This window comes from Marinobacterium stanieri (genome assembly GCF_900155945.1).
Lineage (GTDB): Bacteria > Pseudomonadota > Gammaproteobacteria > Pseudomonadales > Balneatricaceae > Marinobacterium > Marinobacterium stanieri.
This window is the reverse complement of record NZ_FTMN01000002.1, coordinates 501837-519239: the sequence shown is the minus strand read 5'-3', so window position 1 is coordinate 519239 and position 17403 is coordinate 501837. Positions and strand designations below refer to the sequence as shown.

15 protein-coding genes are annotated in these 17403 nt (G+C 57.3%); 12 read left to right on the top strand and 3 right to left on the bottom strand.

Going from position 1 to position 17403, the window contains the following annotated elements; translation table 11 throughout:
* Nucleotides 1-173: 173 nt before the first annotated feature.
* On the top strand, nt 174-1199 hold the full coding sequence (locus BW956_RS07465) for an alpha/beta hydrolase family protein (protein ID WP_076462058.1): 1026 nt from the start codon (nt 174-176) through the stop codon (nt 1197-1199).
* Nucleotides 1200-1241: 42 nt separating this feature from the next.
* Here BW956_RS07465 and BW956_RS07460 read toward each other — a convergent pair whose 3' ends face one another.
* Nucleotides 1242-2612 carry a D-serine ammonia-lyase gene (locus BW956_RS07460; protein ID WP_076462056.1) on the bottom strand — a complete coding sequence of 457 codons (1371 nt, stop codon included), beginning with the start codon at nt 2610-2612 and terminating at the stop codon, nt 1242-1244.
* A 223-nt stretch (nt 2613-2835) separates the two neighbouring features.
* On the opposite strand from BW956_RS07460, the gene BW956_RS07455 reads away from it, so the two are divergent.
* The 6 genes from BW956_RS07455 to BW956_RS07430 all read left to right on the top strand — a co-directional run bounded on the left by BW956_RS07455 (nt 2836) and on the right by BW956_RS07430 (nt 9990).
* Nucleotides 2836-3369 carry a DUF3455 domain-containing protein gene (locus BW956_RS07455; RefSeq protein WP_076462054.1) on the top strand — a complete coding sequence of 178 codons (534 nt, stop codon included), beginning with the start codon at nt 2836-2838 and terminating at the stop codon, nt 3367-3369.
* A gap of 91 nt (nt 3370-3460) precedes the next feature.
* Nucleotides 3461-4009, top strand: coding sequence for a sigma-70 family RNA polymerase sigma factor (locus BW956_RS07450; protein ID WP_083702969.1), 549 nt, complete (start codon nt 3461-3463; stop codon nt 4007-4009).
* Complete coding sequence (locus tag BW956_RS07445; RefSeq protein WP_076462052.1) at nt 4006-4698, top strand: anti-sigma factor; 693 nt, start codon at nt 4006-4008, stop codon at nt 4696-4698. Before BW956_RS07450 ends, BW956_RS07445 begins: the two co-directional genes overlap by 4 nt.
* 117 nt (nt 4699-4815) lie before the next feature.
* Nucleotides 4816-7611: an AAA family ATPase gene (locus BW956_RS07440; RefSeq protein ID WP_076462050.1), complete on the top strand. Its 2796-nt coding sequence runs from the start codon at nt 4816-4818 to the stop codon at nt 7609-7611.
* Complete coding sequence (locus BW956_RS07435) at nt 7604-8419, top strand: mechanosensitive ion channel family protein (protein ID WP_010323808.1); 816 nt, start codon at nt 7604-7606, stop codon at nt 8417-8419. The genes BW956_RS07440 and BW956_RS07435 overlap by 8 nt, the downstream gene beginning before the upstream one ends.
* A gap of 128 nt (nt 8420-8547) precedes the next feature.
* On the top strand, nt 8548-9990 hold the full coding sequence (locus BW956_RS07430) for an aldehyde dehydrogenase family protein (RefSeq protein WP_076462048.1): 1443 nt from the start codon (nt 8548-8550) through the stop codon (nt 9988-9990).
* Here the strand turns inward: BW956_RS07430 and BW956_RS07425 are convergent, their stop codons facing one another.
* Nucleotides 9991-11037, bottom strand: coding sequence for an AraC family transcriptional regulator (locus tag BW956_RS07425; protein ID WP_076462046.1), 1047 nt, complete (start codon nt 11035-11037; stop codon nt 9991-9993).
* A gap of 182 nt (nt 11038-11219) precedes the next feature.
* On the opposite strand from BW956_RS07425, the gene BW956_RS07420 reads away from it, so the two are divergent.
* Nucleotides 11220-11627 (top strand): response regulator, encoded by a 408-nt coding sequence (locus tag BW956_RS07420; protein WP_076462044.1) that lies wholly within the window; start codon nt 11220-11222, stop codon nt 11625-11627.
* A gap of 106 nt (nt 11628-11733) precedes the next feature.
* Here the strand turns inward: BW956_RS07420 and BW956_RS07415 are convergent, their stop codons facing one another.
* Nucleotides 11734-12489 (bottom strand): DeoR/GlpR family DNA-binding transcription regulator, encoded by a 756-nt coding sequence (locus BW956_RS07415; protein WP_076462042.1) that lies wholly within the window; start codon nt 12487-12489, stop codon nt 11734-11736.
* A 154-nt stretch (nt 12490-12643) separates the two neighbouring features.
* Here BW956_RS07415 and BW956_RS07410 point away from each other — a divergent pair, with 154 nt between their 5' ends.
* The 4 genes from BW956_RS07410 to BW956_RS07395 are packed head-to-tail and all read left to right on the top strand — an operon-like array spanning nt 12644 to nt 17398.
* On the top strand, nt 12644-13624 hold the full coding sequence (locus BW956_RS07410) for an ABC transporter substrate-binding protein (protein ID WP_076462126.1): 981 nt from the start codon (nt 12644-12646) through the stop codon (nt 13622-13624).
* Between the two features lie 2 nt (nt 13625-13626).
* Nucleotides 13627-15330: an ABC transporter permease gene (locus BW956_RS07405; RefSeq protein WP_076462040.1), complete on the top strand. Its 1704-nt coding sequence runs from the start codon at nt 13627-13629 to the stop codon at nt 15328-15330.
* Nucleotides 15318-16346 carry an ABC transporter ATP-binding protein gene (locus BW956_RS07400; RefSeq protein ID WP_076462038.1) on the top strand — a complete coding sequence of 343 codons (1029 nt, stop codon included), beginning with the start codon at nt 15318-15320 and terminating at the stop codon, nt 16344-16346. Before BW956_RS07405 ends, BW956_RS07400 begins: the two co-directional genes overlap by 13 nt.
* A complete protein-coding gene (locus BW956_RS07395; protein WP_076462036.1) occupies nt 16343-17398 on the top strand; it encodes an MBL fold metallo-hydrolase in 1056 nt (351 codons plus the stop codon). The genes BW956_RS07400 and BW956_RS07395 overlap by 4 nt, the downstream gene beginning before the upstream one ends.
* The last annotated feature ends 5 nt before the right edge of the window (nt 17399-17403 follow it).

The following is a 17403-nucleotide window of genomic DNA, read 5'->3' as shown; positions in this document are numbered from 1 at the left end:
CTGAATTGGTTGCATATTGTACACCCGTTCCAATATTCATCTATCCCGTATTTCAGGCCAGGAATACTTTCTATGGAAATGCTCCCCGCTACCCTCACAAGCAGATAGAATCATTCAAACCTATACGCTCAGTTCACGAAAAGAGGTCAGGGATGAAAGGGCTAAGAGGATTGATGGCAACTGCTTTAGTCACCGCCAGCGTCATGGTTGGTGTGATTCTGCCCGGCGTTCAGGCGGCAGAACCCTATGCGGCTTCACATCTGGTACGGGCGTTGCCGAGTGAGGCGCGAGGCAGACCAGTGGAGGTTCACTACTGGTATCCGACTGCGGAGACTCAGCCCGTAGAGCACTTTGGCCAGGGCAAGCTGTTCAACCCAGTCGAGGTGATACCTGATGCCAAGGCTGCACAGGGCTCCTTCCCGGTTGTGCTCTTGGCCCACGGCGGTATGCGCTCTGCGTTTATCCATACCGGCTGGATCGCCTCGGCCCTGGCGCGTCGTGGTTTCATTGTTGTGGTGCCCAAGCCACCCGGTGGTCGCGAGTTGCAAGCCGCTGATGCCGCGAATGAACTTCTTCTGCGTCCGGCTGACTTGTCGCTGGCGCTCACTGCACTTAAAGGTATCGAACCACTTTCAAGCCGTGTCGATATGACGGATGTGAACGGGGTGGGGTTCTTTTTGGGTGGTACGTCCATGTTGTCTCTGGCTGGTGCAGGGTTCGATCCCGAAGGGTATCGGCAATCCTGCAACGCCCAGGGCATCAATATCGACTGCGGCTGGTTGAGCAGTCAGGGCGTGGACCTTACAACGCTGCCGGATGATTTCTTTGCCCAGAACACTTCAGATGCACGCCTAAGGAATCTGGTGGTGATTAACCCTGAACTGACCTCTGTGCTGGAGCCGGGCTCGCTCGAGTCCATAGCGGTGCCCGTGAAGTTGATCAGTCTGTCGAAAGATGCCAAGTCGCCACTGGCACCCGCCGCGCAGCTAGACAACATACAGAGCTATTCAGCGGTCAATATCGCATCGGCAAGCCCGTTCAGTGCCTTCAGTGAGTGCACTGAATTGGGGAAAAAGATTTTGCAGGCCGAGGGAGAGGGCGAGCTGTGTCAGGAACCCGGTGGCCGCAGCCGTGCTGAGATTCATCAGCAGCTGATCGACGAAATTGTTGCGGCCATTTCGGCTGGCCCATCAAAGTAGGCGAGACATTCCCCGCCTGCTCTGGTGGGCTGGATGCCGTATTTATTCGCTGTGCTTCGCTTTCAGCGCCTGCTGCCCAAGGGCGTAATATTTGGCATGCTCCTCTTCCGGCACCATATTTCCGCCCGTCGCCCACACCAGTTGGGTAGCCTGTTTGAGTGTGCCCGTGAGCCCGGTTTGCTCAAGCAAGTCCGTTCCGGCTTGTTGTAACCAGACAAAGCCGGTCAGGCCAGCGGCTGCCGAGGGCTCGATGGAAAGCTGCTCGGTATCGGTCATCAGGGTGACCAGGGCATGCAGGTGGTCATCACTGACGGTGTAGATGCCATCCAGCAGTGGGTCCATCAGTGCGCCCACGAAGGCAGAGGGGCGGCCCACTGCCAGCCCATCGGCGCAAGTGAGATTATCCAGCCCGATATCCTGCACACTGATACCGTTATGCAGGCCAGAGTGCATACCCAACAGCATGCAGGGTGAGTGGGTGGGTTCGGCAAAGAAGCAGTGCACCGCATCGCCGAAGACCTGCTTCAAACCGAAGGCGACACCACCGGGCCCGCCGCCGACACCACAGGGCAAATAGACAATCAGCGGATGCTGCTCATCCACCGGAGTTTGCTGTTCCGCCAACTGCTGCTTCAGCCGCAATGCCGCCACACTGTAGCCCAGGAACAGGGTGGTCGAGTCTTCATCGTCGACAAAATGGCAGCCGGGCGTCGCCAGTGCCTGCTCGCGCCCTTCGGCCACGGCAACACTGTAATCGGATGTATGCTCGACTACGTTGACGCCTTTGGATCTCAGTAGTGCCTTCTTCCATTCACGGGCGTCGGCCGACATGTGAACGCTCACCTTAAAACCCAGTTTGGCGCTGATAATGCCAATACTCAGTCCCAGATTGCCGGTAGAACCAACGACAATACTGTGCTGGGCAAAGAGTGCCTTGAACGGCGCAGTATCGAAGCAGGTGTAGTCCATGCTTTCATTCAGCAGCCCATGCTCATGCGCCAGTTGCTCGGCGAAACACAGCACTTCGTATATGCCACCACGAGCCTTTATAGAGCCGGAGATCGGAAGGTGGCTATCGCATTTCATCAGCAGCCGATGCGGAGCTTCAGCAGCAAACAACCGGGCAACGGCGGTGCTGCCTTCATGCAGCTGAATCAGATCTGATTCGATAATGCCATTCCTTGCCGACGTCTCTGGGAATACCTTGGCGAAGTAGGGCGCAAAGCGTTCCAGGCGAGCTGAAGCCTCTCCGATATCCGCCAGGGTCAGCGGCAGTTGTGATTTGATGGACTCAAAGCGGGTGGCCTTGGGGTTGATCCATAACTGCTCTCGGCACTGCTTCAGCGCATTAAATACTGAGTCCTGCTGTGCCGTTGCACGGGCTATCCAGTCATGGGGCTGTTGTGGGGCCATTCTTGTTTCACCTTGGGCCAGAGTATGCGTTTGGCGCCAAGTATACCGAGTTGAACGAGTAACGTATTACCCGAGTCGGCCTGAGAGTTTGAGCGGCTATCCGATTGATTGAGGCAATTTTCAAAAAAAGTGATTTTCTTTGCATCCAAATGCGGCGCTCAAGTGTTTACCTCTCACAGAGCCTGAACTCTGTTCACGTTTGATCACAAATGAGGATATAACGATGGACATCAATACCAAGTCGATTCTTACCGCTGCCGCACTCTCACTTTCCGTTGCGAGCGGTTCGGTCGTGGCCGCAGGGCACAGCATGACGATTCCGGATGACATCAAGGTGCCAGCCGGGCATGAAGCTGCCATGAAAACCAAGGCAGTCGGCACCGTCGCCTGGATGTGTGCCGAGACGGATAAAGGCCCGGCCTGGAAGTTTGCCGGCCCTGCTGCCGTTCTATCTGATGAAATGGGTAAGCCAGCCGTGTCCTACTATGGCCCTCCTGCGACCTGGGAAGCCACTGATGGCAGCAAAATTACCGGCAAGCAGCTGGCAACCGCACCGGCAGGGGATGGCAATATCCCGTTCCAGTTGGTGCAAGCGAATGCCTCTGAACGCGACGGCGCATTAAACGGCGTCACCTACATTCAGCGTATCAATTTGCACGGTGGTGCTGCGCCCAAGTCCGGCTGTGATGCTGGTGCCGTCGGCACCAAGCGTCTGGTGGCCTATACCGGTGAATATGTGTTCTGGAAAGCCCGGTAATAGCCTGACGAAACCGCCGGGCCTTGCGCCTTGGCGGTTTCGGGTCGGTACTCTAGTATGAGGTTCATACTCAAGGACTCGATGGGCAGCCGTGACGGACGCAAACATTAATCAATTGATTCTTCAGTGTGCTCAGGGGAAACGTTCTGCGTTATCTGAGCTCTATCACCTGGAGTCATCTCGCTTGCTGGGATTAATCATGGCGATAGTGCGAAATCAGGCGCTCGCTGAAGATATCCTGCATGATCTTTTCGTCCGCGTGTGGACCCGGGCGGATTCATTCGACGCTGAAGGTGGCAATGGCCAAGCCTGGCTAAGCCGCATGGCGCGCAACCTCGCGTTGAATACTCAGCGTTATGCCTACCGTGAAGCCAGCCTGTCGACGGACCAGGAAATGCCTGAACTGGATGCGGTACTGGAGCGGCTTTCGCACGAGCCTGAGCCGCGCTCCAGCCGTGAACGCCACACGTTACTGGATTGTCTGAAACAGCTGGATACCGAGCAGCGTTCAGCAGTGGTGAAAGCCTATGTGCATGGGCTGACCCATTCTGAGCTGGCCAGTCACCTGGATAAACCACTTGGCACGGTTAAGGCCTGGGTGCAACGTAGCCTGATCAAACTGAGAGAGTGCATGTCATGACGGACAGTAGCCTGAGCAAAGAGGAGCAACTCAGCCTCTCGGCGGCCTACTACGTGATGGGGGCGCTGGATGCTGAAGAGCGTGAGCAGTTTGAGGTGCGTATGGCGCAGGAGAGCGAGGCACGTGAGGCCGTTGCCTATTGGGAAGACCGGCTTGAGCTGTTGAACGAACTGGTTCCTTCCGTAGAGCCGTCTCCCTTTGCCAGGTTGCGGATTGAGCGCAGTCTCGATGAGCTGAAAATGCGGGAGCCAACCAGGCCTTCCATGTGGCAGGGCAGTGGAATTTGGCGGATGGCCACGGCGGCATTATTGGTGGTTTGTGTCGGACTGTTTCTCGTGCGCGAACCGGCACCCACGCATATCGTGGTGCTTACGGCACCGGGGCAAACACAGCCGGGCTGGATGCTGACCAGTTACGATGGCTCCAGTATCGAGCTCAAGCCTTTGGTAGCGACCCAGGTGCCCGAGGGCAAGGTACTGGAGTTCTGGACCAAGGCCGAAGGGTGGGAGAAGCCCGTGTCGCTGGGGCTGGTTGATCCTGATCGAAGCCTGGAAACCCAGCTTGAAGAGCTGTCTGCCATTACACCCAACCAGTTGTTTGAGCTGACCATCGAGCAAAGCGGCGGTTCACCGACAGGGCTGCCGACGGGGCCGGTGCAATTTATCGGACGTGCCGTGACCGGGATTTAGGGCAGCAGAGGAAGGTTTCAAGCAGCAACGCTTTCATAATTAAGCTGCTATATTCATCTGAGACCCATTTGGCAGGCCTCTTTGCAGGCCCTTGATAGCGGAAATCATATAGCCAGCATGAATGTCTCTCTTCTTGCACCAGTCCTGCTGGTGTTATCCCTCGTATTGCCAACCCTTGTGCTGGCACAGGATGATATTGATTGCAGCGAGCAGGCGCTGGTACTGAAAAGCCTGCATCAGGATGTGAATGCAGCCGAAACCATTGTTCAGCACCTTCGCTCGGTGGTGGAAGGCAGTGCGGCTGCTGATGCGGGTACTGAACAACTGGAAGCCCTTCTGGCCGCAAGAGCGGGTGAGCAGGACGGTCAGGTTTGGCCTGTGCAGTTGAGCTGTGCCAGCCTGACAGACGAGTACGCAGAGGCGCTTACACAACTGCAGCGTAATCAGGGGCATATCAGTAATCTGCGTGATCGCCTCTGGCGCAAGCAGCCGGTGGAACTTAGAGAGGCGTTGCTGAATATCTGGCGTTCACGGCAACGTGTTTTGCTGCACCAGGAGGAGGTGCTGGCGACCGTTGATCCTGTTTACCTGGCTGAGGTGGATGCCTGGTTGAACCAAATGGGCACACCTCTTGCTCAGCAGCGGCGGGAGTTTTTTCAGCTTCAGCAGGGGTTGGCAGACGATATCACAACCAAGGATATCCAGCTCTGGATTGAGTTGTGGCGCCAGTCACAAACACTGGCCCAGACCAGTGCGGTTTCGCGCCGCAAGGCCGACCTGCCCAAAGCACTACCATCCGACACCCTTGGGTTGCTGAAGCAGCACTTACGCATACTGGAACTGGATGCGCTGGTGATGTCGATCAACCTGAATACGGGGAGAAGTCTGCTCTGGCGTGAGCAGGGGCCGGTATTCGAGGAGGCCCTGGCCGCGATCAAGATCAGTCATACCCGTTTGTTGGGTCTGGAAGCACGGGCCATTCGCAATATCTTCAAGTGGCTATATGTAGATGCCCGTGTGGATTTCAGGCCCGCCGGGGGCGTAGATTCTTCCCTCTGGCGCTACTTGCAGATTGCTGAATACCTGTTCGGCATATTCTGTTTCTGGGCGCTGGCAGCGCTTGCCCGCTGGCTCAGAACGCCAGCCTCCAACTGGCATGCCGAGCTGGCGCGACGTTACCGTAAGCAGCGGCTGTATCATCAGGTACTCAGGGGCACCACCAGCTTTCCCACACTGCTGCCCTGGTTTGTTGGCTGGATTGGTCTGGATCTGCTGAAAGTCCTGTTTACCGACTATCACCTGGTCCTGTTGTTGCCACTGATTCCGTTCGCCAAGATCTACATTCTCTACGGCCTGGTGGCTGAGTTCTGCAGCTGGATGCTGCACCGGATCAACGAGCGGGCGAGCGTGTTCCTGAGTGATAAGGAGTCTAGCCGTATCGCCCGCCGTGCCCGTTATGCCTCCGCCATTATTCTGCTGCCCTGGCTGTTGCAGGCGATGGCGCACCTGACCATTGGCAATGCCTTGCTGCTGCATCATCTGCGTTGGCTGACACTGCTGTCGATCCTTATCGCGTTGAGTGTGTTGCTGCACCGTTATCGTGATGAATTTGTGGTGGCACTGCAGTCTTACCTGCCGCAGCAGGTGGACCCTTGGGTACAGCGCGTGTTTGCTCCGCGTGCGGCCATGCTCTTGCGGCCACTGGGTATCCCCGTGATGCTGGGCGGGCAATTAGTCGATTTTTGCCACCGTGGCCTGATCGATTTTGACTGGTATCGTCGCATCTCGGCACGCAGTTTTGCCCTGCGTTCGTCGCAATCGGCAGCGGAGTCCGGTGGTGAAGAGAGCGAGGCACAGGAACGCTATCGGCAGTGGTTTGGCGAAGACCTGCCGGAGCAGAAGATGCCCTATATCAATGTGGAGCTGCTGAGCATAGTGCAGGCATCAGTGGAGCAGTGGCAGGCGCATACCTCGGAAGAAAACTCGTTGCTGATTCAAGGGCCGCGAGGTTCGGGCAAGTCCACGTTGATAGAGCGGCTGGGCAGCTGGGCAGAGAAAGAACGGGAGTTGCACGTATGCCGGGTGCAGGTACCGGCCAAAACCACGACTGAAGCCCAGGTGACCGAACTGCTGGGAGCCGCGCTGGGGATCAATCTCAGTGCCGGCCCCTCGGCGCTGGTCGCCAGTGAAGCGGAGCGGCAGCCGACCGTCGTCATCATTGAAGATGCTCAGAACCTGTTTCTGCGCAAAGTCGGTGGCCTGGGTGGCTGGGAAATGGTGCTGAGCCTGCTGCGCACGCGCGTGCAAAGCATTTTTTGGGTGATTGCGATCAGTAACTCCAGCTGGGCCTATCTGCGCCAGGTGTTTGGCGGTGACTACCAGTTCAGCAAGGTGATCAAAACCAAGGCCTGGACGCAAAGCGAAATTCGCTCGCTGATCATGTCGCGCCACCAGCTGAGCGGCTTGTCACTGGATTATGATGACATTCTGCTGTCCACTCGAGGGCCCCAGGCCGGCAATGTGCGCAATGCCGAGCAGCTCTATTTCAACCTGCTGTGGGATGCCAGTGGCGGCAACCCCATGCAGGCGCTGGAGATGTGGCTCAGGTCGGTCACGGTGCGCACCAAGTCCGTGCTGGTAAGCCTGCCGCAGCAGCCTTCGTCGAGTGCGCTGGATAATCTGGGGGCTGACCTGCTGTTTGTATATTCGGCGCTGATGCTGCATGAAAACATGACCAGTGATGAGCTGGTCGAAACCACTTCGATCCCGGAATCCACCATTCGCACTGCATTGAAAACGGCCTTCGATGCCGGTTTCGTCTGGCGTACAAAGGACCGTCGCTACCGCATAGTGCCGGTATGGATTCCGGTGTTGGGTCGGTTATTGCACAGGAAGAATCTGCTCAATGAATGACACGGCAGACACACTCAATTCGCAGTTGGAGACGGTGCTGGCCATGTTCGAGGCCAGCAACCTGCTGATGTTGGTAGCCGGTTTTGTCGTCCTCTGGCTGATCAACTGGATGATTCGACGTACGGCCACCGGGTTAATGGATCATTTGCCCACGCGCCGCTTTACCATCCTGCAAATGACCACGCTGGTCAGTTTTGTGCTGTATATCGGCGGTACAGCCTTTCTGCTGATTACCGTTCTGAATCCGCCTCAGGAGATGCTGCTGGCCGTGGGTGGCTCTGCAGCGGTGGCGGTGGGCTTTGCCCTCAAGGATGTGGCGGCCTCGCTGATTGCCGGCATCATGCTGCTGTTTGATCGCCCGTTCCAGGTAGGGGACAGGGTCAACTTTGAGGGCGTGTATGGCGAGATTACGGCCATTACATTGCGCTCGGTGCGGCTGCAGACGCTGGATGACAATACCGTCACCATTCCCAATGCCCGTTTCGTCACCGATGTGGTGTCATCCGGCAATATGGGCGCCATGTCGATGATGGTGGTGACCGATTTCCATCTGGCACTGGATGCGGACATTGAACAGGCCCGCAGCATTGTACGTGAAGTCATCGTCACCAGCCGCTTTGCCTATCTTAAGCAGCCGGTCACCTTTGCCATTGAAGAGATAGTGCTGACCAACCGGGTGGTGATTCGCCTGAGGGCCAAGGCCTATGTGCTGGATGTGAATTATGAAAAGGCGTTCCAGAGTGACGTTACGACCCGCGCTTCGATGCTGCTGAGAGAAGCCGGAATTGCCCGTCCTCCAAGTGCCTGAAGGCACTCAGCATCTGTGCCGAACAGAGTGGCGCCAAAAGACAATATTTGTGTGATCAGGGTGTGAATAATACCTCCATGGCCGGTCTCAGTCCGACGACCCTATGCCAATAACAATGAGAGGTTGAAATGACTCACGCTGATCACGCTGCCATTGCGCAACTCGAAGACGTTTTCCAGCAGCAGAAGGCTGCCTACCTCAAGCACTCGCACCCGACGCTTGCCGAGCGCCGCGAATGGCTGCAGGCGATTCCGGGCATGATACTGGGCAATGCCAAGCGCCTGGCCGAAGCCTTGAACAGCGACTATGGCTACCATCCTGAATTGATGACTTATGCACACGATGTGGTCAGTGTGGCGGCCCGTGCCCAGTATGCCGAGAAAATGCTGGAAGAGTGGACCGCACGCGATTATCGCGAAGTTGAGCCGCACATCTACGGCAGCTCCAAGGCTTACATCGAATACCAGCCCAAGGGCGTAATCGGCAACATGCCGGCCTGGAACTTCCCGGTTGAACTGACGGTTGGTCCGCTGTGCGAAATGCTGGCAGCCGGTAACCGTGCCATCATCAAACCCTCCGAGCAGACGCCGGCTGTAGGCGAAGTACTGGAAGAGATCATCGGCGCGACCTTTGATCGTGAGCGTGTTGCCGTGGTGAATGGCGGCATCGATCTGGCCAAGCATTTCAGTGCCATGCAGTGGGATCATCTGCTGTACACCGGCAGTACCAATATCGGCCGTGAAGTGATGATGAATGCGGCGAAAAATCTGGTGCCGGTCACTCTGGAGCTGGGCGGCAAGAACCCGACCGTATTCACTGAAGAAGCGCTGACGCCGGAAAATATCCGCTCCATGGTTGGTATCAAGATGACCAAAAACGGTCAGCTGTGTATCAACGTGGACCACTGCTATGTGCCGGCCGGTTCGGTGGATCGTTTCGTCAATCTGGTGAAGGACTTTGTCGAAAGCTCCGTGGGTGATTACACCCAGGCGCCGCAGATCTGCTCCGTCATCAATACCCGCCAGTTCGACCGTCTGGGCAGCTACCTGGATGAGGCACGCCAGCAGGGCACTCAGGTTATCGAGCTGGGCAGTGCTGCCGAGCGCGGTGATGAGAGCTCGCCGTCCCGCATGCCCCTGACACTAGTGATCAATTCGCAGCAGGACTCCCTGCTGGGACGTAACGAGGTGTTTGGGCCGATCCTGCCGATCTACACCTACACCGAATTTGATCAGGTGATCACTTCGATTCAGTCAGGTGACCGTCCGCTGGGGATCTATATCTTCTCTGACCAGCAGGAACTGGTGGACAAGCTGCGCCTGAATACCTCGTCCGGTGGTTTCTGTGTCAACGCGGCTGCGCTGCAGGGTGCACAGGAAACCATGGGCTTTGGTGGCGTAGGCAAAAGTGGCATGGGCCGTCACCACGGTGTTGAAGGCTTCCGCGAATTCTCCAACCCGCGCGGCTGCATGGAAATGGCCAAGGATGCCAACCTGGATCTGATCATGTCACCGCATGGTGAGGTGACGCGCGAGTTCCTGAAGCAGGCGACAGGCGGGTTGCTGAGCTGATCAGGATACCAAAGACGCACCCCCGGTGTTCCGTAACGCTTTGCGGAACGCCAGTGGTGTCTGGCCGAACCAGCGCCGGCAGGCACGATTGAAGGTGCTGGCTTCGGTATAACCGATCAACCCCCAGACCGACTCCAGAGGCTTGTTGGAATTGCGCAGCAGGTCTTCTGCCCGTTCTCTTCTCAGTGTATCAGCGATCTCATCAAAGCTGCTGCCCTGTTGCTTCAGCCGCCTTTGTAAGGTGCGTGGCGACATCATCAGTTGCTGGGCAATTCTGGGCAGGGTGCAATTACCCGATACCAGCTGCTGCTCCAGCAATGTGCGCACCTGCATGGCCAGGTCCAGCGGAAAGCGGCGCACGATGTGAGACACGTAAGGCTCGACTTCACCGGCCAAAACCGGATCGGCCGTGTTGATGGTTTGATCCAGCAGTTCCCGCGGGAAGTACAACCCTTCAGCCTTTTGCCCAAGTTTCACCCGACAGCCAAGGCGCTGCCTGTACTCATCCAGTGGCAGTCCCTGTTCATGTTTGAAATGCACCTCCCAGTCTGTGCTGTCTTGTTCGGGGGCCAGAAGCCGTAACAGGCGAAGTGCGATGGCATAGCTGAGTTCCGACTTCTGGCGATGAGGAATGTCTATGGGCAGGTTCAGAGAGTAGAACAGGGCGGCCTGGCTCGGGCGAGCATCAGGATCAATGACCGCTTCAGCGCTGGTGCTGATATAGGCCATGTGGCGATGAATGGCATCCAGTGCTTCGCCAACACATGCAGCGTTCAACGCAATGACGGCCACCGGCCCCAGTGCATCGGTGTCCTGTATCTGAGCCAGTTGCAGGCCGAAGTCGCTGACTTCCAGCCTTTCAGCGGCACGCTCAAACAGGCGAACGACTTGTGCATGCTCCAGCGAAGCATCGGGCTGTTCCAGCAGGGCCGGGCTGATATTCAGTTCGTGCAGCAGGTCGCTTGGGTCACCACCGCACTGGTTCACCAGATCGGCAAAACCCATCAGGGCGCGTGCACGTACGCGGGAGGAGGTTGAAGTGGTCATGCCCAAGAGCTTAGGGGGAGTGGCACGTAAAGACAATCCGGTGCTCGGCCTGACTTAGTGCGGAATGGACTTAAATCCATAAGTATTGTGAGTATTTAGTTTAAAAATTACTATAAGTGACATTTGAGACAAAAAGTGTTTTTGGCTAGAATGCTCCCTGAAATTCATAACCGAGTGCAGACATGATTTCTTCCATGACCGTTCTGGTGGTTGACGACTTTTCAACCACGCGCAGGATCATCAGCCGTTTGCTGAGCCAACTGGGCTTCACCCGCATTCATCAGGCAAGTAACGGTATTGAAGCGCTGGAGCACTTGGCAAAGAACAAAGTCGACCTGGTGGTGACGGATTGGCATATGCCGGAGATGGATGGTCTGGAGCTGGTGGTTAACATGCGTACCCACCCGGAAACGGCCCGAGTTCCGGTGTTGATGGTTACGGCTGAATCGAAGAAAGAGCAAATGACAAAAGCGGCCTATGCCGGCGTTAACGGTTATCTGGTGAAACCTTTCACCGCAGAGGCTCTGCACGGCAAGATTCAGCGTATCGTCGCGCGACTGGATGAGGCCCAGCTGCAGGCGGCTGTCTAGCAAATTCGAAAACACCTGCACTCGGGCATAAAAAAGCCAGTCAAGCCTAGTGACTGCTATGCATGGTACCCGGGTAACTGGAAGGAAATTCACGGCCTGGCTTAAGTCAGGTACCGCTCAACGTTTGTTTACCCTTGGCGATGAGAAGTCCCTGTAACCGTTGTGGCAGGGGCTTGTCGGTAATAACCAGATCGTAGTCTTCGATGTGCCCGGCGTGGCAGGGGGCCAGGCAATCAAACTTGCTGCTATCGAGCAAAAGCACGCGCAAACGGCTCTGTTCCAACATGGCTTCCCGTGCCATTACTTCATCATCGTTAAAATCGAATAATTGACCGTTGGCGTCCATTGCTCCTACCGACGTAATTGCTGTATCGGCGCGATAGCGCTTGAAGAAGCGCAGGGCGTCGCCGCCAATCACATCCCTGTCGCGCAACCGCACACGACCACCGGCGATGGTGAGGCCACAGTCCGGATGCTCGCAGAGTCGGTTCGCCACATGGAGGTTGTTGGTGATCACCTGCAAGCCTTTGTGCTCGCCAAGCCGTGCGGCCAGTTCCGCCAGAGTTGAGCCTGTGCCCATGAACAGGGTCTGAAACCCGCCGAGTTGCTCTGCACAGAGCTCAGCGATCAGTGCCTTGCCGGGCTCATTGCGAATGCGTCGCTGGTCGTAACTGATGTTCTCCCGGTGGGGGAAGGGCAAGACTTCCCCGTGGTTGCGCAGAAGCAGCCCCTGTTGTACCAGCACGCGAACGTCGTTGCGAATGGTCTGCACGGATACGCCAAAGTGCTCTGCCAGCTGCTGCACGCTGGTGCGGCCTTCATTGTTTACCCGTTCGGTAATCTGGTGTCTGCGTTGATGCATCGGTCAGCCTGTGTCCTGAAAGGTAATGCCGTTAGCGGTTTTGTCGTTGAATATGCAAAACGAAAGTCAGCGACATCAAAACGAAAATGAAATGTCATTCTGGTGTAAGGAGGTGTCACTAAGGTTTCAGCCATCACATTTTGGAGATGGCATGATGTTTAAGAAGACTCTGATGACCCTCGCCGTCATTGCCGGCGGTACCCTTTCCATGATGGCGCAGGCGGATAGCCGTCTGGTGCTGTATACAAGCCAACCCAACGCCGATGCTCAGGCAACGGTGGATGCCTTTACCCAGGCGCATCCTGATATCGAGGTTGAGTGGGTCCGTGATGGCACCACCAAGCTGATGACACGCCTGCGGGCTGAATTGCAAAGTGGTTCGTCCCGAGCCGACTTGTTGTTGATTGCCGATAGCGTGAATATGGAATCGCTCAAGGAAGGTGGGCATCTGCAGCCTTATCTGAGCCCCGAGCGCAAGCATTTCGATTCAGCTTTGTACCAGCCCCAGGGCTATTACTACGGCACCAAATTGATCACCACCGGCATTGTGCGCCATACCCGCGCGTCCGAGTCACCGGCCAGTTGGGCTGATCTGGCGCATGAGCGCTGCAAGGGGCAAGTAGCGATGCCGAGCCCGCTTTACTCCGGTGCTGCGCTGATTCATTTGGCGACACTGACCTCCAACCCTGACCTTGGCTGGGATTACTACCGCTCTCTGGCAGACAACAAGACCCAGGCTCAGGGCGGCAATGGCGGTGTGCTTAAGGCCGTTGCATCCGGCAATAAGCCCTATGGCGTGATCGTCGATTTCCTGGCCATCCGCGAAGCGCGTAAAGGCTCGCCCATTGAGTTTGTCTTCCCGGAGGAGGGCGGCAGCATGGTGACCGAGCCGGTGGCCATTATGCAGGGCGCCGAGAATGTGGACGCGGCCCGGACGTTTGTCGATTTCGTGTTGTCTGCCAAAGGGCAGGAGCTGGTGCGCGAACAGGGTTACCTGCCGGCCAGCAATCAGGTTGCAGTACCAGAAGGCTTCCCGGCACGTGACAAGATCAAGCTGATGCCGTTTGATGCGGCTGATGCACTGCGCAATGCCGATGCCAACAAGGCACGCTTTAACGACGTATTTGGCGGCTGAGCATGCTGGTAGCCATACGTTCGAGCGACCAGCCGCGCTGGCTGGTCGCACTGATTCTCGCGTTAATAGTCCTGTTGAGCCTGACGCCCAGCCTGCGCCTGATGCTGGAAGCGCTCAGTCAGCTGGATCAGGGAACTGATTCGCCGCTGTTTCGGGTGCTGCGTGACAGTGCTACCTGGACTGCTCTGTATAACAGTCTCTATACCTCGATACTGGCAACCCTGATATCGCTGGTGCTGGGAGCGCTATTTGCCTGTTCACTGTCGCTGACCAATGTCTCCGGCCGCCAGTGGCTGGTGTTCTGCTTCATGTTGCCCATGATGATTCCGCCTCAGGTAACGGCTTTGAGCTGGCTGCAACTGTTTGGCCCGAGTAGCCCGTTGCTCAACTCGCTGGGAATGGCGCCTTCATTAGGCTCGCCGCAGCCTCTTTACTCGGCCGAAGGTATTGCGTTGCTGATGGGGATTCAGCACGCGCCCCTGGTGTTTCTGACCCTGAGAGCCAGCCTGATTAACCTGCCCGCCGAGCTGATTGAGGCTGCACGCATCAATGGTGCCAGTCAGCGTCGGATCTGGCTTGATGTGATTTTCCCCCTGTGTCGCAGCGGGCTGGTAGCGGCCGCCGCAATCGCTTTCGTATCGGCATTGGGTAACTTCGGCATTCCGGCCATGCTGGGTATTCCCGCGTCCTACTATGTACTGCCCACTTTGATTTATCAGCATCTGGCCGGGTTTGGTCAAACGGTATTGAGTGACGTGGCGGTACTGTCGATGTTGATCGGGTGTCTTGCACTGATCGGTGTGCTGGTTCAGCAGCGGTTTGTGCGCAAGGCCCAGTTTGAACTGGTGGGCCATAGTGGCCGTGCTCAGGCATTTGAGCTGGATACCCGTCATCGTCGGTTATTGCAGGCGGCGCTTTGGCTGGTACTGGGGCTGATATTGGTAGCACCGCTGATCGCGCTGGTGATTAGCTCACTGGTGCCTGCTTTGGGTGTTGGCCTCACCGCTGAGACACTGACCTTTGAAGCCTATGTGGAGATGCTCACACGTCAGGGCGTCACCAGCCGTGCCATGAGTAATAGCTTGCTGTTGGCCGGCGGCAGTGCTCTGTTCTTGATGGCCTTGAGCCTGCCGCTGGCCTGGCTGCTCTTGCGCATGCAGCCCCGGCTGCGCACAACAATCAACAGTCTGATCGAAATTCCCTATGCCTTGCCCGGTGTGGTGTTGGCGATTGCCTGCATCCTGCTGTTCGTAAAGCCCTTGCCGCTGCTGGATATCAGCCTCTACGGCACGCTGGCGATTCTGTTTGTGGCCTATCTGGCGCGATTCATGAGTATCGCGCTGAAGCCGGTGCAGGCCAGTGCCGGCCAGCTTGATGGCTCGCTGGAAGAAGCCGCGCAACTTGCGGGGGCCGGGCCGCTCAGGCGTTTGCTGCAAATCGTGTTGCCACTGGTTGCACCTGCGCTCTGTGCTGGTGGACTGCTGGTGTTTCTCACTGCGGTAAACGAATTGACGGTGTCGGCGCTGCTCTGGAGTGCCGGGAATGAAACCCTGGGTGTATTGGTGTTTAACCTGGATGAAGGCGGCGACAGCGTGCTGGCCGCAGCCATCTCGGTGGTGATTGTAGTTATGGTGGCCGCGCTCATGCTGTTGCTCAGCCTGATGGGGCGCTGGCTGCCTGAAGGAGTTATACCTTGGCGAACCTGATACTGGATTCTGTAACTAAAATCTTTGACGGCCAGCCGGCGGTGGATGCGGTTAGTCTGGACATTGAACAGGGCGAATTTGTCGCCTTGCTGGGCCCCAGTGGCTGCGGCAAAACCACCATGCTGCGCATGCTGGCCGGTTTTGAGGCCGTTTCGGGCGGCAGTATCCACTTGAACGGACAGACATTGGCCGCAGACGGAGTTCATGTGCCGCCGGAGGCGCGTCGTATGGGGATGGTGTTCCAGTCCTATGCGCTCTGGCCGCACATGAGCGTGCTGCAGAATGTGGCCTATCCGCTGAAATTGCAGAAACTGTCGGAGGGCGAGCGGCAGCGTCGCATTGATGAAGCTCTGGCGGCTGTACAGCTGGCGCACCTGGCGGATCGTGCGCCCAAGGATCTGAGTGGCGGCCAGCGTCAGCGTGTTGCGTTGGCCCGCTGTCTGGTGACCGAGCCCGATGTGGTGCTACTGGATGAACCCTTGGCGAACCTGGATCGACACCTGCGTGCCTCCATGGAAGAAACCTTCCGGGAGTTTCACCGCCGTACAGGCGCCACCATGATCTACGTGACGCATGACCAGTCCGAGGCCATGTCGCTTGCCAGCAAAATAGCCGTCATGAACCGGGGGCAACTGGAGCAGTGGAGCAGCCCTCAGGACCTGTATGCTCGGCCCAGAAGTGAATGGGTGGCCGGCTTTATTGGCCAGGGCGGCGTTGCCAGCGTGGGCGGTATCGCACCGGGGTTTGAAATCGGGCCTGAGGCTCTGGCCACAGGGCTGAGCGCTGAGCAGGGTGCCAGGACCCCAGTACTGATTCGGCCTCAGGATGTGCGAGTCGGAGTGCCCGGCGTATCGGCTGAAGTGATCGCCTCCATTTACCGGGGCGCGCATTACGAACTCAAGTTGCGCCTGGCCTGTGGCGCCGAGCTGATGGCTTTTCATGATCAACCTCTGGCTATGGCCGACCGAACTTGCCTGCATATCAGCCGGGGCTGGTCGCTGGAGCCGACACGATGACAGCGGCACTGCGTATTTTGAGTGGTTTGGGCGGTAAACAGCCGGCCGCTTTCCTGCTGGATACCGAACAAGGACGACTGTTGATTGAGGCAGGAGGCCCGCTTGAGCCCGGACTGCCCTGTGACTGGGAGTGGCCACAGGATCGTCCTGTCGATGCCGTAGTGATCAGTCATGACCATGTGGATCACATGGGCGCCATTGATCGAGTGCCAAAGGGGACACCGGTATACGCGACGGAGCCGGTAGCCGCCGCCCTGCCTGCAGGGATTGAACACTGCGTGCTGCCGCTGCAGGGCGAGCTGGAAATGCTGGGGCTGCGTGTGCGGACCGGCCAGGCCGGCCACTCGCTGGGCGGTGTCTGGCTGCACTTCGATGTGGGTGACGGCCTGTTCTACAGCGGTGACTTTTCAACCGAGTCGACCCTGTTCCGCTTTGATACCCCACCTGATGCAGAGCTGACACTGTTGGATGCGTCCTACGGGCTTTACGACCAACCACTGAATCAATGCCGGGAAGAGTTGCTGACGCATTTGAATACACCCACTTTATTGCCGGTGCCTGCGTCAGGGCGTGCGCTTGAAATGGCGCTTTGGCTGGAAGAAAAGGACATCGACTGGAGTATGGATGACCTCTGCCTGCAACAGCTGGCGCGCATGCAATCGATGCCGGCCAGCTGTTTTCAGCCAGGTGTGTTCGACAGGCTTAAACGGTTGCAACCTTCCAGCACGCTGGCGCAAAGCCAGGTTGCACTGGTGGGGCGGCCGGAGGGAATCGGTGAGGACATTGAGCAGTTGATCAGCAGTGGTCAGCGCCAAGTGATTTACACCGGTTATCTGCCGCCCAAGGCACAACGGGATGTAGCCGAGGGGCGTGCCCGCTGGCTGCGCTGGAATGTGCACCCGCGCTGTTCTGATCTGCAAAGGTTGGCGCAACAGATACAGGCCAAGCGTGTCATCCCGCTGTTTACGTCTCTTACTGAACGGCAGCAGTGGCAGCGCGCTCTGGACCCTTGCCTCTTCATCCCGACCACAGACGAAATTCAACTGAGTTAATCCCC